The sequence below is a fragment of the Bradyrhizobium lablabi genome, from assembly GCF_018131005.1.
Lineage (GTDB): Bacteria > Pseudomonadota > Alphaproteobacteria > Rhizobiales > Xanthobacteraceae > Bradyrhizobium > Bradyrhizobium lablabi_D.
The window spans coordinates 128,859-150,290 of record NZ_JAFCJK010000011.1 but is presented as its reverse complement, the minus strand read 5'-3'; the positions used below and the strand labels follow the sequence as shown (position 1 = coordinate 150,290).

The following is a 21,432-nucleotide window of genomic DNA, read 5'->3' as shown; positions in this document are numbered from 1 at the left end:
ATGCGCATCCTCCATTTCCTCGTCATCGGCATGCTGGTGTTCGCGGCGGCCTATGTCTACCGCATCAAGATGGAATCGACCGCGCGCACCGAGCGCGTGCTGCGACTCAATGCCGAGATCCGCGAGCAGCGCGATGCGATCGCGTCCTTGCGCGCTGAATGGGCCAGGCTCGACGCGCCGCTGCGGCTGCAGGGGCTTGCCGAGCGGCACCTGCCGCTCAAGCCGATCAATGCAACCCAATATGATTCCCTGAAGAACCTGCCCGAGCGGCCGCCGAACTTCACGCGGCCCGGTGCGCGCGACCCGATCGGCGCGATGATCGACACCATCGAGGCCGCGGCCGATCCCGATGCCGCAACCGGTTCGGTGCAACCACCCGCGCCAGACGCCGAGCAGGCGACGGGAGATCAGCAATGAGCGACCGGGCACCCGCCAACAAGCCGGCCGAACCCTGGCGTCGGCGTCTGATCCGCAACCTGCTGTACGGACCCAATGTCGATCGTGCCGCGAAGGCGCGCGCCCGCGTCGGCTTTGCGATCCTCGCCTTCACCGCTGTCTACGCCGTGCTTGCCGGGCGCCTTGTGCTGTTCGCGGTCGGCGCCGACAGCCATGGCGCGCGGCGCACCGCCTCGCAGGACGCCATCGCGACCGCACGGCCCGACATCGTCGACCGCAACGGCGAGATCCTCGCAACCGACGTCAAGACGCCGAGCCTGTTCGGCGAGCCGCGCCGCATCATCGACAAGGACGAGGCGATCGAGCTCCTGACCGCGACCTTGCCCGATCTCGATACCGGCGAGGTGCGCGACCGCCTGTCGTCGCGCAAGGGCTTTGTCTGGCTGAAGCGAGAGATCTTGCCGAAGCAGCAGCAGGACATCCATCGCCTCGGCATTCCCGGCATCGGTTTCCTGCGCGAGAACAAGCGCGTCTATCCGACCGGCGCCGAGGTGGCCCATCTGATCGGCCTCGTCAATATCGACAACCAGGGCATTGCCGGAATGGAGAAGTGGCTGGACAATAATGGTCTGGCCGACCTGCACCGCGCAGGCTTCGCCACCGACCGGCTGCAGAAGCCGATCGAATTGTCGATCGACCTGCGCGTCGAGCACGCGTTGCGCGACGAACTGCTCAAGGCCAAGGCGAAGTTCAAGGCCAAGGCCGCCTCCGGCATTATCTCCAATGTCAGGACCGGCGAAATCGTGGCGATGGTCTCTCTCCCGGATTTCGACCCCAATAATCCGAAGGAAGCCCACGACCCAGACCGCATCAATCGCCTGACCACCGGCGTCTACGAAATGGGATCGACGTTCAAGGCATTCACGCTGGCGATGGCGCTCGATTCCGGCAAAATCAGCCTGAACTCGTCGTGGGATGCGCGCGGAAACCTGCACTACGGCAAGTTCACCATCCATGACAGTCACCCGCTCGGGCGCTTCATCAACACCAAGGAAGTATTCACCTACTCGTCCAATATCGGCGCCGCGCGGATCGCGCTCAGCCAGGGCGTCGAGGCGCACAAGGCGTTCCTGTCCAAAATGGGCCAGCTGACGCGGTTGCGCACCGAGTTGCCGGAGAGCGCCGCGCCTCTGGTGCCGCGCCATTGGGGCGAACTGAACACGGTGACCGTGGCGTTCGGCCAGGGCCTGTCGGTGGCGCCGCTGCAGGCGGTGATGGGCATCAACGCACTGGTGAACGGCGGCTACCTGATTCCACCGACGTTCCTGAAGCGCAGCGAAGCAGAAGCGGCGGCGATGGCCAAGCGGGTGGTCAAGCAGGAGACCAGCGACAAGATGCGGTACCTGATGCGGCTCAATGCCGAGATCGGCACCGCCAAGACCGCCGACGTCAAGGGCTATTATGTCGGCGGCAAGACCGGCACTTCCGAGAAAGTCATCAATGGCCGGTATGCCAAGAAGCGGGTGCTCAACTCCTTTACCGCGATCATGCCTTCCGACGATCCGAAGTATCAGATTCTTGTCATGCTGGATGAGCCACAGGCGTTGCCCGAAACGCACGGTTTCATCACTTCGGGCTGGAACGCGGTGCCGACCGGCGGCAATGTCATCGCCCGAATTGCGCCGCTTTTGGGGGTCGAACCGCGATTCGACCTGCCGCCGTCCGACCGCCTTATTCTTGCGGCATCCAGGACAACCCAGTAAGGCGTACAACCAGAGGCGCGGCGGCGCCGGCCAGACTGGAAGATCATGAAACTTCGCGACCTCTTCAGCGATGATGCCACGATCGATCCGAGCGCGGACGCCATCGTGGTCACGGGACTTGCGGTCGACAGCCGCACGGTGAAACCGGGCGATCTGTTCTTTGCGCTGGCGGGCAGCAGAACCGACGGCGCGCGCTTCATCGACGCGGCGGTCGCCGCGGGTGCGGTGGCCATTGCCAGCGATCATCTGCCGCAACGCGGCAGCCGCGTTCCCTTTGTCATCACGGCGAATGCGCGCCGCGCACTGGCGCTCGCCGCCGCGAAATTCTATCCCCGGCAGCCGCAGACCATTGCCGCGGTGACCGGCACCAGCGGCAAGACCTCGGTCGCGGCGTTCGTGCGCCAGATCTGGCAGCGACTCGGTCACCCTTCAGCGAGCATCGGCACCATCGGCCTCGTGTCGGACAAGCGCACCGTCTACGGCTCGCTGACCACCCCCGACCCGATCGCATTGCATCGTCAGCTCGACGAGATCACAGGTGACGGCGTCACCCATCTGGCGTTCGAGGCCTCCTCGCACGGCCTCGACCAGTATCGCCTCGACGGCGTACGGATCGCCGCGGGCGGCTTCACCAATCTGTCGCGCGATCACATGGACTACCATCCCGACGTCGCGCATTACTTCAACGCGAAGCTGCGGCTGTTCCGCGATCTCGTCACCGATGACGGCGCCGCCGTGATCTCGGCGGATCATGATTGCTCGCGAGCCGTGATCGATGCGGCGCGCGCGCGCAAGCTTCGTATCATCCCGACCGGCCGCAACGCCGATGGCGCAGGCGAGGGCATTGGCCTCCTCGAAGCCGCCATCGAAGGCTTTGCGCAGAAAGTCGTGATCGCGCATCGTGGGCGCAGGCAGACGATCAGGCTGCCGCTGGTCGGCGAATTCCAGATCGAGAACGCGCTGGTCGCGGCTGGCCTTGCGATCGGCACCGGCAGCGCCGCGAACGACGTGTTCGACTGCCTCGAACATCTCGAGGGCGCAAAGGGACGACTCGAGCGCGTCGGCGAGCACAATGGCGCGCCAATTTTTGTCGACTACGCCCACAAGCCCGATGCGCTTGCGAAGGCGCTGCAGGCACTGCGACCCTATGCCAAACGCAAGCTCGTCGTCATCTTCGGCGCCGGCGGCGACCGCGATGCGGGCAAGCGGCCGATCATGGGGGCGATCGCGGCCGAGAACGCCGATCAGGTCATCGTCACCGACGACAATCCGCGCGGCGAGAAGCCGGAGGCGATCCGCGCCGCGATCCTGGCGACCGCCAAGGGGGCGCGCGACATCGGCGATCGCGCCGCGGCGATCCGCGCCGGTATCGCCGACCTGCAGCCGGGCGACGCCTTGCTGGTCGCCGGCAAGGGCCATGAAGTCGGGCAAACCATCGGCGATAAAACGTTGCCGTTTAGCGATCACGACGCGGTTGCCGCCGCGCTTTCAACGAGGGGCGCATGAACGCATTGCTGTGGACGTCGGATGCGATGGCAAAGGCGATGCGCGCCGCGACACAGGGCGCGCTGCCCGAAGGCGTCACCGGCCTCTCGATCGACAGCCGCACCATTGCAGCAGGAGAAGCCTATTTCGCGATCAAGGGCGACGTGCATGACGGCCATGGCTTCGTCGAGGCCGCGCTGAAGGCGGGCGCCGGGCTCGCGGTCGTCGAGGCGGCGCAGCGCCACAAGTTTCCCGCCGACGCGCCGCTTCTGGTCGTTGACGACGTGCTCGCCGGGCTCGTCATGCTCGCACATGCCTCGCGCGCGCGGCTCGGCGCCCGGATCATCGCGGTGACCGGATCAGTCGGCAAGACCTCGACCAAGGAGGCGCTGCGGCGCGTGCTCGCGGCGCAAGGCGAGACCCATGCCTCGGTGGCGTCGTTCAACAATCACTGGGGCGTGCCGCTGTCGCTGGCGCGTTGCCCTGCGACGGCGCGATTTGCGGTGTTCGAGATCGGCATGAACCATGCCGGCGAGATCACGCCGCTCGTGACGATGGTGCGGCCGCACGTCGCCGTCATCACCACGGTCGAGCCGGTGCACCTGGAATTCTTCGCCGGCATCGAGGCGATCGCCGACGCCAAGGCCGAAATCTTTCTCGGCGTCGAGCCCGGCGGCGCCGTTGTGCTCAACCGCGACAACGCGCAATATGCCCGGCTTGCGCAGCAGGCGAAGAACGCCGGCATCTCCCGCATCCTGTCGTTCGGCGCGGACAGGAAATCGGACGCGCGGTTGCTTGCCGTGTCGCTGCACGCGACCTGTTCAGCGGTGCATGCCGACATCTTCAACCACGACATCACCTACAAGATCGGCATGCCCGGCCGTCACATGGCGATGAATTCCCTCGCCGTGCTCGCAGGTGCCTCGCTGCTGGGCGCGGATATCACGCGCGCGGCGCTGTCGCTGTCGCAGCTCGAGGCGCCCTCGGGGCGCGGCATGCGGCGCGTGCTGGAGGTCGGTCATGGCGAGGCCACGCTGATCGACGAAAGCTACAACGCCAACCCGGCCTCGATGGCGGCCGCCCTCAATGTGCTCGGTCAGGCTCAGGTGGGGCCGCATGGCCGGCGCATCGCTATTCTCGGCGACATGCTCGAGCTCGGGCCCAGCGGTCCCCAGTTGCACCGCGGCCTCGCCGAGGCCATCAAGGCCAACCGAATCGATCTCGTATATTGTTGTGGTCCGCTGATGCGGAATCTGTGGGACGCCCTTTCCGCCGGCAGGCGGGGAGGCTATGCGGAGAGTTCGGCGGCGCTGGAAGCACAGGCGGTCGCCGCGGTCCGCGCTGGTGATGCGATCATGGTGAAGGGATCGCTGGGCTCGAAGATGAAGGTCATTGTCAGTGCGCTGGAAAGGCGCTTCCCCGGCAAAGCCGCGCAAGAAGAAGCGGTATAGGGCTTTTGAATGTTCTACTACTTGATCGAGTTGTCCAATACCGTACCGGGTTTCGCGGCGTTCCGCAGCGGCCTGAACGTGTTTCGCTACATCACCTTCCGCACGGGTGGCGCGATGGTGACGGGGGCACTGTTCGTGTTCCTGTTCGGGCCCTGGATCATCGACCATTTGAGACTGCGGCAGGGCAAGGGCCAGCCGATCCGCACCGATGGGCCGCAGTCTCATCTCATATCCAAGAAGGGCACGCCCACGATGGGCGGGCTGATGATCCTCTCCGGTCTTGTCGTATCGACATTGCTGTGGGCCAACCCGATCAATCCCTATGTCTGGATCGTGCTGGCGGTGACACTCGGCTTCGGCTTCGTCGGCTTCTATGACGATTATCTGAAGGTCACAAAACAGTCGCATGGCGGATTCGCCGGCAAGCTGCGGTTGTTGATCGAGGCGGTGATCGCGCTCGGCGCCTGCTACGCGCTGGTGCGGCTCGGGCGCGACGTGTCCTCGACCTCGCTCGCAATTCCCTTCTTCAAGGACCTCGTGTTCAATTTCGGTTGGTTCTTCGTGGTCTTCGGCGCCTTCGTGATGGTCGGCGCCGGCAACGCGGTGAACCTCACCGACGGCCTCGATGGTCTCGCCATCGTACCGGTGATGATCGCGGCGGCAAGCTTCGGCATGATCTCGTACCTGACCGGCAACGCGGTATTCTCCGACTATTTGCAGATCAACTATGTTGCCGGCACCGGCGAACTCGCAGTGCTCTGCGGCGCGGTGCTCGGGGCCGGCCTCGGCTTCCTCTGGTTCAATGCGCCGCCGGCCTCGATCTTCATGGGCGATACCGGTTCACTCGCGCTCGGCGGCATGCTGGGCGCCACTGCGGTTGCGGTGAAGCACGAGATCGTGCTCGCCGTCATCGGCGGCCTGTTCGTGCTGGAAGCGGTGTCGGTGATCGTGCAGGTGGTGTCGTTCAAATTGACCGGCAAGCGCGTGTTCCGCATGGCGCCGCTGCATCATCATTTCGAGCAGAAGGGCTGGACCGAGCCGCAGATCGTGATCCGCTTCTGGATCATCTCGGTGATGCTGGCGCTCGCCGGCCTCTCCACGCTCAAGCTGCGCTGAGCGGCAGGCCGATGATTCCCGTTACCTCATTCGCGGGCAAGACGGTCGCAGTGTTCGGCCTCGGCGGCTCCGGGCTTGCGAGTTGCCACGCGCTGAAGGCGGGCGGCGCCGAAGTGATCGCCGCCGACGACAGTGCCGACAATGTCGCAAAGGCAGCCCAAGCAGGCTTCATCACCGCGGATCTGCGCAATGTCTCGTGGGCGGGTTTCGCCGCGCTGATCCTCACCCCCGGCGCGCCGCTCACTCATCCGGCGCCGCACTGGAGCGTGCTCAAGGCGCGCGAGGCCGGCGTCGAGGTGATCGGCGACATCGAGCTGTTCTGCCGCGAGCGGCGGCGCCACGCGCCGAACGCCCCGTTCGTCGCAATCACCGGCACCAACGGCAAGTCGACCACAACGGCGTTGATCGCGCATCTGGTTGATGTCGCGGGTTACGACGCCCAGATGGGCGGCAATATCGGCACCGCGATCCTGTCGCTGGAGCCGCCGCGGATGGGACGGGTACATGTGATCGAGATGTCGTCCTACCAGATCGACCTTTGTCCGTCGCTCGATCCGTCGGTTGGCATCCTGCTCAATGTGACCGAGGACCATATCGACCGCCATGGCACGCTCGTGAATTACGCCGCGGTGAAGGAGCGGTTGGTGGCCGGCGTGCAGGACGGCGGTACATCGATCGTCGGCGTCGACGATATCTGGTGCCGCAATATCGCCGACCGGCTGGATCAGTCGGGCAAGCGCGTGGTCCGCGTCTCCGTGAAGAACCCGCTGCCCGACGGAATCTATGTCGAGCGCGAAACCATCGTGCGCGCGGAAGGCGCGGCGCGCCGCGAGGTGGCGCGCCTGGGTGGCATCGGCTCGTTGCGTGGTCTGCACAACGCGCAGAACGCCGCGTGCGCCGCGGCCTGCGCGCTCGCGATGGGAATTTCCGCCGACGTGCTGCAGAACGGCCTGCGCAGCTTTCCCGGCCTCGCGCACCGCATGGAGCAGGTCGGTCGCCGCGGGAACGTGCTGTTCGTCAACGATTCCAAGGGCACCAATGCCGATGCGGCCGCGCATGCACTGTCATCGTTCGCTGACATCTTCTGGATCGCGGGCGGCAAGCCGAAGGCCGGCGGCATCACCAGTCTGACCGGCTATTTCCCGCGTATCCGCAAAGCATATCTGATCGGCGAGGCCGCGCAGGAATTTGCCGGAACACTCGGCGAGCGCGTGCCGCATGAGATGTCAGGTACGCTCGACGTCGCGGTCGCCAGCGCCGCCCGCGACGCGGAAGCCTCCGGTCTCCCTGAAGCGGTCGTGCTGCTGTCGCCGGCCTGCGCGTCGTTCGACCAATACCGTAACTTCGAAATCCGCGGCGCGGCGTTTCGCGATCTCGTCAATTCGCTGCCAGGTGTGAAGCCGATCGTATGAAGCCAACACGTACGGCGGATTACGCTGTCAATCCGCCGTACGTGCTTTCGCCTCTTGCTCTCTTCACCAGCTTGATGACGCCCAAGCTGGCGTTACCTGCCCGATCCGCGTCTCCTTCCGCCCTCAAACCAATCGGAGCGTTGACACGGAATTTCGTATTCAAAGCAACAGTGGGCCAACAATCTGAACTTTGAATTTCTCAGCGATAGCCATGATGTCGACATCACCTCGCGCGATCAGGCGAAGTGATTCTTCGACACCACCCGGCGTGGTCGTCACCACGAAGCGAATGGGCGACTTCGTAGGGTTACCCCAGGCGTGAGGAACATTCCGCGGAAGGCTCATGGATGTCCCAGCCGGGGCGTCAACTACCTTGTCACCGCACGCAATGCGTGCCGTGCCCTCCAGGATAACAAAGTGCTCGTCCTCGTTCTGATGAACGTGCATGGGCGTGCTATCTCCGGGACTGGCGACGATCTCGACGATCGAGTATGCGCCGTTCGTTTCCTCAGCGGAAACCCGTATCAGGCAACGCTCACCCGGCCTCGTTTGCAGCCATTCGCCTCCAGTTTCTTTTGATCGCGCGCCAGTCATCTATGTCTCCTTTTTCTTGGTGGGATCGATCGCGGAGAGTTGGTTCACGCATTGCCAGGGCTCACGTACTGGAAGAACTCCAATTCTCCACTAAACGAAGATCGATGGCTACGAGACCGCCACCGGTGTCCAGAACGCAATGTCCCAAATGACTTTGCTGTTCGACGGCTACTGCAACGATGAAAAGCTTCGTCATCGTATGCGTCCACGATAGAGCGCTCGACAGCGCGCGTAGAAGAAGTACCGTGGAGGGGCCGCGTGTATGTGACCATGCCAAGCGGTGTTTGCGTTAGCTGAAGGCGGGTAGACGCGGCGAACGTACCGGCCTGCCGGTAGGCATGCGGCCGTTCGTGAGTGCGGAGGCAATTAGCTGATCCACGAGCGTGTACCTTCTGTCGCTTAACTCACGGACCTCCGAAGCAATGGTTGGCCGGAAGCGATGTGGCCGTCTATAGACGAATTTGCTGAACTCGGAGATCACTCTTTCGAGATTCACGTTTGAAGCTTCAGGTTGCGAAATTCTTGGCCGTTATCTTCGGCACGTTCGCTTGCCGAGCATCGGTAAATACATTCGTCGCAATCCGCACTCATGCGGGCTAGCGACTGCGGATCGATTGCGCAGCGGTCGTAGTGTCGGGAAAATTCGCCGCACGAAGCTGCGTAAGACGACAGGCTGCACTTGCCAAACCGATCAAGCAACGTATCGCCGAGTTCGCTGGCGACCGTTTGCTCGGATGATCGATAAACAAAGCGATCCGGAGTTGGTTCTCAGGACGATCGATTCTGGACGAGTTCCCAGGTCCGCCGATAACGATCCGAAAAGAAAGGCTCCGACTGTGAGCCATTTCATATACCGCGCAATCGGGCTGACAACTAATAGTGGGATAAGGATCGTTGCTCAACCCTCTTCGTGGAGGTTCGACATGTCAGTCTACGATCTAATTTCACTTCTAGTTTCTGACGAGAGTCGAAAATTTCTTGCAAATATCTGGACGGTTCCGGTTGGGATGGCTGTCCTGTACTTTTATGGTCTGAGCCACTTTAACACGCCACAGTATTCGCTGGAGTTGTCGAGCGGTGAGCCTTTTCGGCTCATTACGCTGACGCCACCTATTTTTACGACGACCCGGGCGCGGTACAACAATTACGCCTATCGTTATGTGCTCATTCTTGAAGTCGTATTTCTTGTTTTTCTGTTCGCTCACTCGGTCATTGAAGACGCCGCCACGATCGGAAAAGTCCAGCTGCCGAATTGGGCCGACCAACCCTTGCACTATCGTGTCGTCCTGGCGCTTTTTGTTTTAACCGGCCTTTTGTCTTCATTTCCCATTATCAAGCAGATCGATGCTTGGCTTTTAGAGAACTTGCACAAGAGCGCTTACATCCCAGACGACGCGAAGAACCTGGGTGAAAAGCTCTACAATTGCTCATTTTCTCCTCCTCCCGACGTGAGGAGAGCAGTTCAATCAATGCTGAACATGCGGGACACTATCCGCGTCGCCGAAGGCAAGGCAGCCGGAGTACTCGAAAAGCGGTTGTTCGAAATACTTTGCCTGCGCAGCCTGTTGCAAGCACGTAGGGGCGAGAGATTCACGGAGTTCAAGATAACGCTGGAACGGGACTTCAGGGCTCTGACGGAGCAATCGCAGAGCATAAGATCTGCGGTCATCAGCTATCTGAGAACTCAAGAACGCATCGTGCCCGAAGATGCATCGGACATCGATGCGTACATCTCGGAAAATACTGATGCTGAAGGGATGCTTGAACTTAGCGAGCGTCGCCAAGAGTTACAGGCGAGGTGCGACTCCGTTTACGAGACGTTGTGCCTCGTTGTCGCGCTGTCAGTCTTTGCAACGCAGTTTGATCCCGAGGACATCGATTCTGCAATCGGCGAGATGGGTTTCTCCACGACTGTGGATCGGCTGCCTCCATCCGATTGGAATACAATCGGCCTGGTTAGCGCTTCGACCTTCGTGCTTATGCTCGCCTTCAACGGACTGTATGTGTTGATTGGTTACCTATCAGGACTGTTTGACAAATACCCCGTCATGATGCCGAGTAAAGTCGATATCATCAGATATGCAGTTATCTATACGTTCGCGTATGCCATCGTGATATGGCTGTCCATCTATTGCAAACGCAAGTGGCGGCGTACTGATGACGGAGAGTACAGGCCCGAAGATCTCTTGCTTGCTGTGTTCGCCTACTTTGCGACTGTTTGGCTTAACGTGATTTTCAGTCTGATCTTGCGGGGCGGCCAGTTTACATATGCACCATTTCTTTATGCGCTGAACCAAGCGATTCTTGGCTATTTCATCGGGTTGTATATTGATCGTTCAATGAAGTCGTCCGGCGTGTCTGTCGGACTCGCGTTGATACAGGCTACAGCGCAAGCAACTGCTGCTGTCATTGCGACCACCCTTTCGCCAAGCGTTTTTTCGCCCACGTTTGGCATACTGGATCTACAGATAGCTGCTTTCGCGTCGTTGCAGGCTGCGTTTAGCGGTTTTATCATCAGTATATTGTTTCAACGGCTCTATGGGCGCACCGGATCGGCCGGACCTCAACTGGCGCCAAACCTGCAGGCGACATATCAGCCAGTTCCGGCTCGCTCCCCGTAACCTGGAAAATGACGCCCTCTGCGAGGTACGGCCACGGCCTTCGCCGGGACCATGGCCGCGAGCGCGGTCTCAGTGGTCGCGTTCCTCAAAAGTTATACAAACCGTTAACCGCTTGGAAACCATCCTGCGGCACCAATGGACATTGCCTCTGCCATCTGGGGACGCCCATGCTCGCCCGTGACCAACGCACCCCGTTTTCCGACTGGTGGTGGACCGTCGACAAGCCCCTGCTTGCGGCGATCCTCGCGTTGATGCTGGGCGGCGTCATTCTGTCGCTGGCGGCGAGCCCGCCGGTCGCGACCCGCATTGGGCTGGATCCGTTCCACTTCTTTTCCAGGCACGTGATGTTCCTGGCGCCGTCGCTCTTGGTGCTGGTCGCGGTGTCCTTCATGTCGCCGCGGCAGATCCGTCGTGCCGCGCTCGTCGTGTTCGCGCTCTCCATCGTGCTGATCGTGGCGACGCTGCTGGTCGGGCCGGAGGTCAAGGGCTCACGGCGGTGGATCACGCTGATCGGCGTCAATGTTCAGGCCTCCGAATCCGCCAAGCCCGCCTTCGTGATCATTGCGGCGTGGCTGTTCGCCGAATCCACTAGACGGCCGGAGATGCCCGCAACCTCGATGGCGATGGTGCTGCTATTGATGCTGGTGTCGCTCCTGGTGATGGAGCCGGACTTCGGCCAGACGATGCTGATCCTGATGGTATGGGGTGCGCTGTTCTTCATCGCGGGCATGCGGATGATCTGGGTGCTCGGGCTCGCGGGCGCGGCAGGCGCCGGCCTGTTCGGTGCCTATCTGCTGGTGCCGCACGTCGCCGGCCGCATCAAGCGCTTCATGAATCCGGCGTCCGGTGACACCTTCCAGGTCGACACCGCGATGGAAGCGTTCTGGAACGGAGGCTGGTTCGGCCTCGGGCCGGGCGAGGGGATTGCCAAGCGCAGCCTGCCGGACAGCCACACCGATTTCGTGTTCGCGGTCGCCGCCGAGGAGTTCGGCATCATTCTGTGTCTGATGCTGGTCGCGCTGTTCGCCTTCGTGGTGCTCCGCACCCTGAGCCGCGCTTATTCCACCGACGACATGTTCGCGCGGTTCGCTGCCTCCGGGCTTGCCATCCTGTTCGGCGTGCAGGCCGCGATCAACATGGCGGTCAACCTGCAATTGATCCCGGCGAAGGGCATGACGCTGCCGTTCATCTCCTATGGTGGGTCCTCGATCGTCTCGCTCGCCTATGGCGTCGGCATGATGCTGGCGCTGACCCGGCAGCGGCCGCGCATCGAGATCGAATCGATGGAAGGCGCCAGTGCCTCGGGCGCCTACGCGTAGGGTTGAAGCAAGACGGTGCTTACCGTCGCTGCGAGGGGCGCAGCGACGACTAGTCCACGGTGGCCTTAGCGAAGGCGGAAGCAATCCATCCTTCGTATGCGGCTCGATGGATTGCTTCGCTTCGCTTGCAATGACGGTGTAAAAGGCCCGTATGGCGAATGCACCTCTCATACTATTGGCTGCCGGGGGGACCGGCGGTCATCTGTTCCCGGCCGAGGCGCTCGGCGTGGAGTTGATCCGGCGCGGCCTGCGGGTGCGGCTTGCGACCGATGCGCGGGCGCTGCGCTATCGCGGCGGTCTGTTCTCCAGCGACGACATCGACGTGGTGCCGAGCGAGACCATACGCAGCCGCAATCCGATCGCGCTCGTGCGCACAGGCATCATGCTTGGCTATGGCATGTTGGTGGCCGTCAACGTGGTGCGGCGGCTGAAACCATCAGCGGTGGTCGGCTTCGGCGGCTATCCCACCTTGCCGCCGTTGATGGCCGCGCGTCTGCTTGGCGTGCCCGGTATCATCCATGACGCCAACGCGGTACTTGGCCGCGCCAACCGCTTTCTCTCCAGCCGCGTCAATGCGATCGCAACCGCGCTGCCCGGCGTGCTCGATCGCGATCCCGCGCTTGCAAGCAAGACGACCATGGTCGGCACGCCGATGCGTCCGGCGATCCTGGCTGCGGCGGTGGTGAAATACGCTCCGCCTGAAGTGAACGGACCGCTGCGTCTGCTCGTGGTTGGCGGCAGCCAGGGCGCGCGGGTGATGAGCGACATCGTTCCACCCGCGATCGAGAAGCTCGAGCCTGCGCTGTGGAGCCGCCTGATCCTCACCCAGCAGGTGCGCGAAGAGGACACGGCGCGGGTGAGCGCGGTTTATGATCGGCTCAAGATCAACGCGGAGCTTGCGCCGTTCTTCAACGACCTGCCGGCGAAGCTCGCGTCGAGCCATCTCGTGATTTCGCGTGCCGGCGCCGGAACCGTCGCCGAGCTTGCCGCGCTCGGCCGGCCCTCGATCCTGGTGCCCTTGCCGGGCGCGATCGACCAGGACCAGTTCGCCAATGCCGGTGTGTTGCTGCAGTCCGGCGGCGCGCTGCGCATTGCGCAAACCGAGTTCACACCCGACCGCCTGGCGGTCGAAATCTCGTCTCTTGCCGCCGAACCGGCAAAACTGACCGCGATGGCGCAAGCCGCGCGCAGCGTCGGCCGGCTCGATGCCGCGGAGCAGCTGGCCGATCTGGTGATGAATGTTGCCCGAATATAGGCCGTCGCGAGGAATTTTTGGCGATTCGGCGTCATGGCCGGGCTTGTCCCGGCCATCCACGTCTTTCATAAGTCGGGTGCCCGAAACAAGCTCGGGCATCACGGAGCAACCGCGAGACACACCATGAGACTGCCGCGCGAGATCGGGCCCATTCATTTCGTCGGGATCGGCGGCATCGGCATGAGCGGCATCGCCGAGGTGCTGATCAATCTCGGCTATACCGTGCAGGGCTCGGACGCCTCGGACAATTATAATCTCGAGCGGCTGCGCAAGAACGGCGCGAAGATCTCGGTCGGCCACCAGGCCGAGAATGTGGACGGCGCCGATGTCGTCGTGATCTCGACCGCGATCAAGCGCGACAATCCGGAATTGATGGCGGCGCGCGCGCAGCGCATTCCGGTGGTGCGCCGCGCCGAGATGCTGGCGGAGTTGATGCGGCTCAAAAGCTGCGTCGCGATCGCCGGTACTCATGGCAAGACGACCACGACTACGATGGTGGCGACGCTGCTCGACGCCGGCGGGCTCGATCCGACCGTGATCAACGGCGGCATCATCAATGCCTACAGCTCCAATGCACGGCTCGGGGCCGGCGACTGGATGGTGGTGGAAGCCGACGAGAGCGACGGCACGTTCCTCAAATTGCCGTCCGACGTCGTCATCGTCACCAACATCGACCCCGAGCATCTCGATCATTTCAAGACTTTCGAGGCGATCCAGGATGCGTTCCGCAGCTTCGTCGAGAACGTTCCGTTCTATGGCTTTGCTGTGATGTGCACCGACCATCCCGTGGTGGAGACGCTGGTCGGCACAATCGAGGATCGCCGCATCATCACCTATGGACAGAATCCGCAAGCCGATGTGCGGCTGATGGATCTGACGCCGATGGGTGGCGGATCGAAATTCAAGGTCGCAATTCGCGATCGCAAGAGCAGCGCGACGCATGAAATCGCAGACATCATGCTGCCGATGCCCGGACGCCACAACGCGTCGAATGCAACGGCGGCCATCGCAGTCGCGCATGAGCTCGGCGTCCCCGACGACGTCATCCGCAAGGCGCTTGCCGGCTTCGGTGGCGTCAAGCGGCGCTTCACCCGGACCGGCGAATGGAATGGCGTCACCGTGATCGATGACTACGGCCATCATCCCGTCGAGATTGCGGCGGTGCTAAAGGCTGCCAGGGAATCCACTAACGGCAAGATCGTTGCCGTGGTGCAGCCGCACCGCTTCACCCGCCTGCAGTCGCTATTCGAGGAGTTCTGCACCTGCTTCAAGGACGCTGATGCCGTCGTGGTGGCAGAGGTCTATGCTGCCGGCGAAACGCCGATCCCGGGTATCGACCGCGATCATTTCGTCACGGGCTTACGCGCGCACGGCCAGCGCGAAGTCATCCCGCTGCCGGATGCGGGCGAACTCGCCGGGATCGTTCACGGCCTCGCCAAGCCCGGCGATCTCGTCGTCTGTCTCGGCGCCGGCAACATCACGCAGTGGGCCTACGCGCTGCCCGGCGAATTGAAGGCGTTGGGGTGAGCGTGGCTTTTCCCGACATCACGCCCGACCTGAAAGTCGCGCTGCCCGACTTACGGGGCCGGCTGCTCGCCAATCAGTCGCTTGCGGAACTGACCTGGTTTCGCGTCGGAGGGCCCGCGCAGGTGTTGTTCACGCCGGCGGACGAGGAGGATCTCAGTTATTTCCTGAAGCGCCTGCCGACGGACCTGCCGGTCTATGTCGTCGGCGTCGGCTCCAATTTGATCGTGCGAGACGGCGGCATGCCGGGTGTGGTGATCCGCCTCGCGCCGCGCGCCTTCGGCGAAATTAGCGCGGAGGGCGATGTCGTGACCGCTGGCGCTGCGGCGCTCGACAAGCGCGTGGCGGAGACGGCGGCCGCGGCCAATCTCGGCGGCATGGAATTCTTCTTCGGCATTCCTGGCACCGTCGGTGGCGCCTTGCGCATGAACGCCGGCGCCAATGGCGGCGAGACCAAGGATGTGCTCGTCGAGGCGACCGGCATCGGCCGTGACGGTACGAGGCATGTCTTCGGCAATGCCGACATGAAGTTCGTCTATCGCAACAGCGGCGTTGATCCTTCAATCATCTTCACCTCGGCGCGCTTCCGCGGAAACATCAACCACACCGACGCGATCCGCGCCCGCATGAACGAGGTTCAGGCCCATCGCGAGACCGCGCAGCCGATCCGTGAGAAGACCGGCGGCTCGACCTTCAAGAATCCGCCCGGCAACAGCGCCTGGAAGCTGATCGATGCCGCCGGCTGCAGGGGCTTGCGGGTGGGCGGCGCGCAGGTCTCGGAGATGCACTGCAATTTCCTCATCAACATCGGCACCGCCACCGGGCACGACATCGAAACCCTGGGCGAGACGGTGCGTGAACGGGTGAAGCAAAATTCCGGAATCGAGCTACACTGGGAAATCAAGCGGGTTGGGATCGGAAAAACCTGATGCGGGTGACCATTCTGTTCGGCGGCACCAACAAGGAGCGGCTGGTCTCGGTGGCGAGCGCGCAGGCGCTGCATCGCGCGCTGCCGGAGGCCGACCTCTGGTTCTGGGACTTCGACGACACCGTCCACGAAGTCACCTCCGAAAAACTGCTCAATCACGCGCGGCCGTTCGAAGTCGACTTCAAGCCCGACGATCGCGGCATCGGCATCGACCAGGCGCTCGACAAGGCCAAGGGGGAGGATCGGGTGCTGGTGCTCGGCCTGCATGGCGGCCGCGCCGAGAACGGCGAACTGCAGGCGATGTGCGAGATGCGCGGCATCTCCTTCACCGGCTCCGGTTCGGCGTCGTCGCATCTCGCCTTCGACAAGGTCTCGGCCAAGCGCTTCGCCGCGATCGCCGGCGTGAACGCGCCGCAGGACATCGCGCTCGAGCAAATCGACGTCGCCTTCGCCGAGCACGGCAGGCTGATAGCGAAGCCCGTAAAGGACGGATCGAGCTACGGCCTGATCTTCGTCAACGCGGAGCAGGACCTCGTCGCGGTCCGCAATGCGGCCAGATCGGAAGAGTATCTGATCGAGCCCTTTGTCTCGGGCGTGGAGGCGACCTGCGGCGTGCTCGAACAGTCGGACGGCACCGTGTTCGCGCTGCCGCCGATCGAGATCGTGCCGGCGGAGGGGGGCTTCGACTACACCGCGAAATATCTCCTGAAATCGACCCAGGAGATCTGTCCCGGACGCTTCGTCCCCGAGGTCAGCGCTGCGATCATGGACGATGCGCTGCGGGCGCACCGCGCACTGTCGTGCAGCGGCTACTCCCGCAGCGACTTCATCGTGTCGGCCGGCGGGCCGGTTTATCTTGAGACCAACACGCTGCCGGGTCTGACCGCAGCGTCGCTGTACCCCAAAGCCTTGAAGGCGCAGGGCATCGCTTTCGTCGATTTCCTGCGTGACCAGGTCGAGATAGCAAGGCGCCGCACGCAAAGGTAGGTCCGGAAGGAGGGCGCGGGCCGCCGCGCCCGAATCGAGCCCGCCTGTTGCTAAAATGCTAACGAATTCGCGGCAAAGTACTCACGGGGCTGATCAAAACACGCATCAGGCGGCCCAGTTTTACCCTTTGTTTACCAGGAAGTCCGAAGGTTAACGCTGGCGGCGCATGTTGCGCTTGGCTGCCGGGGCGTGAGCTGTCGCGGATTTCCGCTTCGAGGAACGCAACCAGGGAACAGGGGGTCACTCTATCCCACCGGTATCGTCGAGCCGTCATTTGTGCCGGGACCCGCAAGGTTTGCGGGCGTAACACGTGACGAGTTCGTGCAATGGACGGTGTAGGACGCCTCGCCCGATCGCTGGGGCCTCGAACTGACCTGAAGGCGGCCGCTACCGGAGCGGTCGTGCTGCTGCGCGAGTTTTTCGCCCGCCGGCGGCGCCCTACGAAACCCGTGATCGATCGCGAGCCGTCCAATCGCTTGGTCGTTCTGGTCGAGCGCTATCTGCCGCGCCGCGTAGGCATCGCTGCGACTGTCGCCATTCTGCTCGGCAGCACCGGTTTCGGCATCGTCAAGGGTGGCCATGTCGAAGAGTTCGTCACCGCACTCAGCGACACCCGCAACGCGCTGGCCAATGCGGCGGGCTTCCGCATCGCCACCGTCGCTATCAACGGCCGCAAGCAGCTGAGCCAGGACGAGGTGCTGGCGATCGGCGGCGTCAACGGCCGCTCCTCGCTCCTGTTCCTCGACGCCGCGACCTTGCGCGACAGGCTCAAGGCCAATCCCTGGATCGCCGACGCCACGATCCTGAAACTCTACCCTGGCCGGCTGCAGATCGACATCGTCGAGCGCACCGCGTTCGCGCTGTGGCAGCAGGACGGTCGCCTCTCTGTCATCGCTGCGGATGGTGCGGTGCTGGAACCCTATGTCGCGCGTCGCTTCCTCAATCTGCCGCTGGTGGTGGGCAAGGGCGCTGATACCCGCGCGAAGGATTTCCTTGCGCTGCTCGACCGCTATCCGCAGGTGCGCTCGGTGACCAAGGCCGCGATCTTCGTCGGTGAACGGCGCTGGAACCTGCGCCTGAAGGACGGTCTCGATATCCGCCTGCCAGAGAACGACATCGGCAATGCGCTAGCCGCGCTCTCGAGGTTCGACAAGGAAGACAGGCTGTTCTCGCGCGACATCGTCGCCATCGACATGCGCCTGCCCGACCGCCTGACAGTGCAATTGTCCGAGGAAGCAGCGAAGGCGCGCGAAGAGCTGTTCAAGGACAAGAAGTCCAAAAAGAAGGCCGGTGACGCATGACCGGCCTCGACCGCAGCCTGACCCCGAAGACCCGTCCGATGACGCAGAAGCGCACGGCGATGGTGGCGTCGCTCGACGTCGGCTCCAGCAAGATCGCCTGCATGATCGCGCGGTTGAAGCCCACGGCGCCGAGCGAGGCGTTGCGCGGCCGCAGCCACGCGGTCGAGCTGATCGGCTACAGCCAGATCCAGTCGCGCGGCGTCAAGGCCGGCGCCGTGGTCGATCTGGCTGAGTGCGAAAAGGCCGTGCGCCATGCCGTGGCGCTGGCGGAGCGCATGGCGAAAGTCCGCGTCGAGTCCGTGTTGTTGTCGGTGTCCGGCGGACGGCTGCATGGCCAGCTCATTGAAGCGGCCGCCGATATCCACGGCGGCTCGGTGACGCCGGATGATGTCAGCCGCGTGACCTCGGCCGGCATGCGCCACGCCACCGGCGAGGGCCGCACCGTTTTGCACGCGCTGCCCATCGGCTACGCGCTCGACGGCGTCAAGGGCATCCGTGATCCCCGTGGCATGGTGGCGCGGCAATTCGGCGTCGACATGAACGTGGTGACGTCGGATGCCACGGTCGCCAAGAACCTGATGCTGGTGGTCGAGCGCTGCCACCTTAACATCGAAGCCGTGGCGGCGAGCCCGTATGTGGCGGGCCTATCCGTGCTGACCGACGATGAAGCCGATATCGGCGCCGCCGTCGTCGAGATGGGGGCGGGATCGACGACCATCGCAACCTATTCCGGCGGACGCTTCGTACATGCGTCGGGCTTTGCGCTCGGCGGCCTTCACATCACGATGGATCTTGCGCGCGGCCTCGGCGCATGCATTGCGGATGCCGAGCGAATCAAGACTTTATACGGCACTGTGTTGACCGGCGGCTCGGATGCGCGCGAGCTGATGTCTGTTCCGAGTGCAGGCGACGATCGGGAGACACCACAGATCGTTTCCCGAGCCACGATTGCGAACATTGTGCGGCATCGCGCCGAGGAGGTCTTTGAGATGGTCCGGGACCGCCTCGCGGATTCGCCCTTCGCGGCCGAGCCCAGGGCGCGCGTTGTGTTGAGCGGCGGCGCCTCCCAGCTCACCGGCACCATCGAACTCGCCACCCGCGTTCTCAACCGGCCGGTCCGCATCGGCCGCCCGCTTGGCTTCGGCCGGCTGCCCAGCGAGGCCAAGGGCGCCTCGTTCGCGGTGCCCACGGGCCTCCTGGTCTATCCGCAATACGCTCACCTTGAACATGTCGAACCGCGGCGTACGCGGCAGCTCAGGACAGGGACTGACGGTTACTTGGGAAAGGTCGGACGATGGCTACGCGAGGGCTTCTGATGACCGCACCCCGGCTCACACGATGTTCACCAACACCCGCGGCCGCCGGCCGGGGCGAATCCACGCGCGCGTAATCGAGAGGCATCCATGACACTGAATCTGACCCCCCCTGACATCAGCGAGCTGAAACCGCGGATCACCGTTTTCGGCGTCGGTGGCGCAGGCGGCAACGCTGTCAACAACATGATTACCGCCGGGTTGCAGGGCGTCGACTTCGTCGTCGCCAACACCGACGCCCAGGCGCTGACAATGTCGAAGGCGCAGCGCATCATCCAGATGGGCACCCAGGCCACCCAAGGCCTCGGTGCAGGTTCGCAGCCTGATGTCGGCGCTGCGGCCGCGCAGGAAGTCATCGACGAGCTGCGCGACCACTTGACCGGCGCCAACATGGTGTTTGTCACCGCCGGCATGGGCGGCGGCACCGGCACCGGCGCCGCGCCGGTGATCGCTAAAGCCGCGCGCGATATGGGCATCCTCACCGTCGGCGTGGTGACCAAGCCGTTCCACTTCGAAGGCCAGCGGCGAATGCGCACTGCCGAGTCCGGCATCGCCGAACTGCATAAGGTGGTCGACACGCTGCTGATTATTCCGAACCAGAACCTGTTCCGGGTCGCGAATGAGAAGACAACCTTCGCCGACGCCTTCGCGATGGCCGACCAGGTACTTTATTCGGGCGTCGCCTGCATCACCGACCTGATGGTCAAGGAAGGCCTGATCAACCTCGACTTCGCCGACGTCCGTGCCGTGATGCGCGAGATGGGCAAGGCGATGATGGGCACCGGCGAGGCCACGGGCGAGAAGCGCGCGCTGACTGCGGCTGAAGCTGCGATCGCCAACCCGCTGATCGACGACTCCTCGATGAAGGGTGCGAAGGGTCTTTTGATCTCGATCACCGGAGGCAAGGATCTGACGCTCTTCGAGGTCGACGAGGCCGCGACCCGCATCCGCGAGGAGGTCGATCCCGACGCCAACATCATTGTCGGCGCAACCTTCGACGAGTCGCTCGACGGCGTTATCCGCGTCTCGGTGGTCGCGACCGGCATCGAGCAGGCCGCTATCGCCCGTAACGTCGCGGGTTCCGCCCCGCAGTCCAGCGGTTCGCCGGAAAGCCGGCTCGCCGACCTGACCGCGCGCCTGCGGGCCGACAATCTGCGTCTTGCCGAGCGCGCCCAGAGGCCGGATGCACCGGCCGGTGTGACTGTCAGTCCGATTGCCGCGCCGGCTCAGACCGCTGCGCCCCATCAGCGTGCGGCTACCAACAATGTCGAGCGCGCCGCGCTTGCCGCCATCGCCGCCGCGGTTGGTCCGGGTACGACGCAGCCGGTCGCTCCGGCTCCGGTGCAGCCAGGGGCCTATGGCGACGTCACGGTCCGCCCGATCGCGCAGAAGCCGACCCTGTTCCCGAATCACGACGTCACCAGGGTCGATCAGCACGAACAGGCACCGCCCGAGACCTTCATTCCGCAGGCCGCCGAGCGTTCGCCGGTCCGTGCCCCGCGGATGCCGAAGTTCGAGGATCTTCCGATGCCGGCACAGGCCGAGATCCGCCAGGCGCGCGGCGACGCCGAGGAGGAGCATCCTCAGAAGACCCGCCTCTCGCTGCTACAGCGCCTGGCCAATGTTGGCCTAGGCCGCCGCGACGACGAGACCGAGCCGCCGATCGCGGCCCGTGCCTCGAATCCCGCCATGCCTGCGATGCCGCCACTGCCGGAGCGAAAACCGGCGCGCAGCATGGCGCAGCAGATCGGCGCCAACGAATCGCCGGTATCTGAGTATGCCAAGCGTCCCGCACCGCAAGGTTTGGACGCTCATGGGCGCCCGGCACCTGTTGCGCCGACGCCACAGGGCGACGATCATCTTGATATCCCCGCCTTCCTGCGCCGGCAGGCGAACTGAAGATTGTTACAAAGCTGATCACCAAAAAGGCCCCGGCGGGAACCGACGGGGCCTTGTCTTTCGGCGGC

16 protein-coding genes and 1 pseudogene are annotated in these 21,432 nt (G+C 63.6%); 16 read left to right on the top strand and 1 reads right to left on the bottom strand.

Annotated elements, in window-relative coordinates; translation table 11 throughout:
• Genes JQ553_RS28405 through murD form a run of 6 tightly spaced genes read left to right on the top strand, consistent with a single transcriptional unit; the run spans nt 1 to nt 7,623 of the window.
• Complete coding sequence (locus JQ553_RS28405) at nt 1-417, top strand: hypothetical protein (RefSeq protein WP_212503348.1); 417 nt, start codon at nt 1-3, stop codon at nt 415-417.
• Complete coding sequence (locus JQ553_RS28400) at nt 414-2,159, top strand: penicillin-binding protein 2 (protein ID WP_212503347.1); 1,746 nt, start codon at nt 414-416, stop codon at nt 2,157-2,159. The genes JQ553_RS28405 and JQ553_RS28400 overlap by 4 nt, the downstream gene beginning before the upstream one ends.
• 45 nt (nt 2,160-2,204) lie before the next feature.
• Nucleotides 2,205-3,665, top strand: a complete 1,461-nt coding sequence (locus JQ553_RS28395) for a UDP-N-acetylmuramoyl-L-alanyl-D-glutamate--2,6-diaminopimelate ligase (protein ID WP_212503346.1) — start codon at nt 2,205-2,207, stop codon at nt 3,663-3,665.
• The gene (locus JQ553_RS28390) at nt 3,662-5,095 is read left to right on the top strand and encodes a UDP-N-acetylmuramoylalanyl-D-glutamyl-2,6-diaminopimelate--D-alanyl-D-alanine ligase (RefSeq protein ID WP_212503345.1); all 1,434 of its coding nucleotides are present in this window, start codon (nt 3,662-3,664) and stop codon (nt 5,093-5,095) included. The genes JQ553_RS28395 and JQ553_RS28390 overlap by 4 nt, the downstream gene beginning before the upstream one ends.
• A 9-nt stretch (nt 5,096-5,104) precedes the next feature.
• Nucleotides 5,105-6,211 carry a phospho-N-acetylmuramoyl-pentapeptide-transferase gene (gene mraY, locus JQ553_RS28385; protein WP_212503344.1) on the top strand — a complete coding sequence of 369 codons (1,107 nt, stop codon included), beginning with the start codon at nt 5,105-5,107 and terminating at the stop codon, nt 6,209-6,211.
• An 11-nt stretch (nt 6,212-6,222) separates the two neighbouring features.
• Nucleotides 6,223-7,623, top strand: coding sequence for a UDP-N-acetylmuramoyl-L-alanine--D-glutamate ligase (murD, locus tag JQ553_RS28380; RefSeq protein WP_212503343.1), 1,401 nt, complete (start codon nt 6,223-6,225; stop codon nt 7,621-7,623).
• Nucleotides 7,624-7,782: 159 nt separating this feature from the next.
• On the opposite strand, the gene JQ553_RS28375 is transcribed toward murD, so the two are convergent.
• Nucleotides 7,783-8,217 (bottom strand): cupin domain-containing protein, encoded by a 435-nt coding sequence (locus JQ553_RS28375; protein WP_212503342.1) that lies wholly within the window; start codon nt 8,215-8,217, stop codon nt 7,783-7,785.
• A 923-nt stretch (nt 8,218-9,140) separates the two neighbouring features.
• Here JQ553_RS28375 and JQ553_RS28370 point away from each other — a divergent pair.
• The 10 genes and pseudogenes from JQ553_RS28370 (at nt 9,141) to ftsZ (ending at nt 21,364) form a co-directional block, all read left to right on the top strand.
• On the top strand, nt 9,141-10,838 hold the full coding sequence (locus JQ553_RS28370; protein ID WP_212503341.1) for a hypothetical protein: 1,698 nt from the start codon (nt 9,141-9,143) through the stop codon (nt 10,836-10,838).
• Nucleotides 10,839-11,005: 167 nt separating this feature from the next.
• A complete protein-coding gene (ftsW, locus tag JQ553_RS28365; RefSeq protein WP_212503340.1) occupies nt 11,006-12,157 on the top strand; it encodes a putative lipid II flippase FtsW in 1,152 nt (383 codons plus the stop codon).
• Between the two features lie 151 nt (nt 12,158-12,308).
• Complete coding sequence (gene murG, locus JQ553_RS28360; RefSeq protein WP_212503339.1) at nt 12,309-13,412, top strand: undecaprenyldiphospho-muramoylpentapeptide beta-N-acetylglucosaminyltransferase; 1,104 nt, start codon at nt 12,309-12,311, stop codon at nt 13,410-13,412.
• Between the two features lie 123 nt (nt 13,413-13,535).
• Nucleotides 13,536-14,939, top strand: a complete 1,404-nt coding sequence (murC, locus tag JQ553_RS28355; RefSeq protein ID WP_212503338.1) for a UDP-N-acetylmuramate--L-alanine ligase — start codon at nt 13,536-13,538, stop codon at nt 14,937-14,939.
• Nucleotides 14,940-14,941: 2 nt separating this feature from the next.
• Complete coding sequence (gene murB / locus JQ553_RS28350) at nt 14,942-15,865, top strand: UDP-N-acetylmuramate dehydrogenase (protein WP_212503453.1); 924 nt, start codon at nt 14,942-14,944, stop codon at nt 15,863-15,865.
• The gene (locus JQ553_RS28345; RefSeq protein WP_212503337.1) at nt 15,865-16,851 is read left to right on the top strand and encodes a D-alanine--D-alanine ligase; all 987 of its coding nucleotides are present in this window, start codon (nt 15,865-15,867) and stop codon (nt 16,849-16,851) included. The genes murB and JQ553_RS28345 overlap by 1 nt, the downstream gene beginning before the upstream one ends.
• A gap of 63 nt (nt 16,852-16,914) precedes the next feature.
• A pseudogene (locus JQ553_RS34680) lies at nt 16,915-17,190 on the top strand (D-alanine--D-alanine ligase); the annotation flags it as partial.
• Entirely contained in the window at nt 17,178-18,152 is a 975-nt protein-coding gene (locus tag JQ553_RS28340) for a cell division protein FtsQ/DivIB (protein ID WP_212503336.1), read from the top strand. The pseudogene JQ553_RS34680 and the gene JQ553_RS28340, both read left to right, overlap by 13 nt.
• A complete protein-coding gene (ftsA, locus tag JQ553_RS28335) occupies nt 18,149-19,468 on the top strand; it encodes a cell division protein FtsA (protein ID WP_212503335.1) in 1,320 nt (439 codons plus the stop codon). The genes JQ553_RS28340 and ftsA overlap by 4 nt, the downstream gene beginning before the upstream one ends.
• 87 nt (nt 19,469-19,555) lie before the next feature.
• On the top strand, nt 19,556-21,364 hold the full coding sequence (ftsZ, locus tag JQ553_RS28330) for a cell division protein FtsZ (RefSeq protein ID WP_212503334.1): 1,809 nt from the start codon (nt 19,556-19,558) through the stop codon (nt 21,362-21,364).
• The last annotated feature ends 68 nt before the right edge of the window (nt 21,365-21,432 follow it).

What these genes read in the sequence shown, in the direction of transcription:
- JQ553_RS28390 (WP_212503345.1), top strand. Translation starts at nt 3,662, where the DNA reads ATGAACGCATTGCTGTGGACGTCGGATGCGATGGCAAAGGCGATGCGC.
- ftsW (WP_212503340.1), top strand. Translation starts at nt 11,006, where the DNA reads ATGCTCGCCCGTGACCAACGCACCCCGTTTTCCGACTGGTGGTGGACC.
- JQ553_RS28340 (WP_212503336.1), top strand. Translation starts at nt 17,178, where the DNA reads ATGGACGGTGTAGGACGCCTCGCCCGATCGCTGGGGCCTCGAACTGAC.
- ftsZ (WP_212503334.1), top strand. Translation starts at nt 19,556, where the DNA reads ATGACACTGAATCTGACCCCCCCTGACATCAGCGAGCTGAAACCGCGG.
- mraY (WP_212503344.1), top strand. Translation starts at nt 5,105, where the DNA reads ATGTTCTACTACTTGATCGAGTTGTCCAATACCGTACCGGGTTTCGCG.
- JQ553_RS28345 (WP_212503337.1), top strand. Translation starts at nt 15,865, where the DNA reads ATGCGGGTGACCATTCTGTTCGGCGGCACCAACAAGGAGCGGCTGGTC.
- JQ553_RS28370 (WP_212503341.1), top strand. Translation starts at nt 9,141, where the DNA reads ATGTCAGTCTACGATCTAATTTCACTTCTAGTTTCTGACGAGAGTCGA.
- murC (WP_212503338.1), top strand. Translation starts at nt 13,536, where the DNA reads ATGAGACTGCCGCGCGAGATCGGGCCCATTCATTTCGTCGGGATCGGC.
- JQ553_RS28375 (WP_212503342.1), bottom strand. Translation starts at nt 8,217, where the DNA reads ATGACTGGCGCGCGATCAAAAGAAACTGGAGGCGAATGGCTGCAAACG.
- JQ553_RS28405 (WP_212503348.1), top strand. Translation starts at nt 1, where the DNA reads ATGCGCATCCTCCATTTCCTCGTCATCGGCATGCTGGTGTTCGCGGCG.
- JQ553_RS28395 (WP_212503346.1), top strand. Translation starts at nt 2,205, where the DNA reads ATGAAACTTCGCGACCTCTTCAGCGATGATGCCACGATCGATCCGAGC.
- JQ553_RS28400 (WP_212503347.1), top strand. Translation starts at nt 414, where the DNA reads ATGAGCGACCGGGCACCCGCCAACAAGCCGGCCGAACCCTGGCGTCGG.
- murD (WP_212503343.1), top strand. Translation starts at nt 6,223, where the DNA reads ATGATTCCCGTTACCTCATTCGCGGGCAAGACGGTCGCAGTGTTCGGC.
- ftsA (WP_212503335.1), top strand. Translation starts at nt 18,149, where the DNA reads ATGACCGGCCTCGACCGCAGCCTGACCCCGAAGACCCGTCCGATGACG.
- murG (WP_212503339.1), top strand. Translation starts at nt 12,309, where the DNA reads ATGGCGAATGCACCTCTCATACTATTGGCTGCCGGGGGGACCGGCGGT.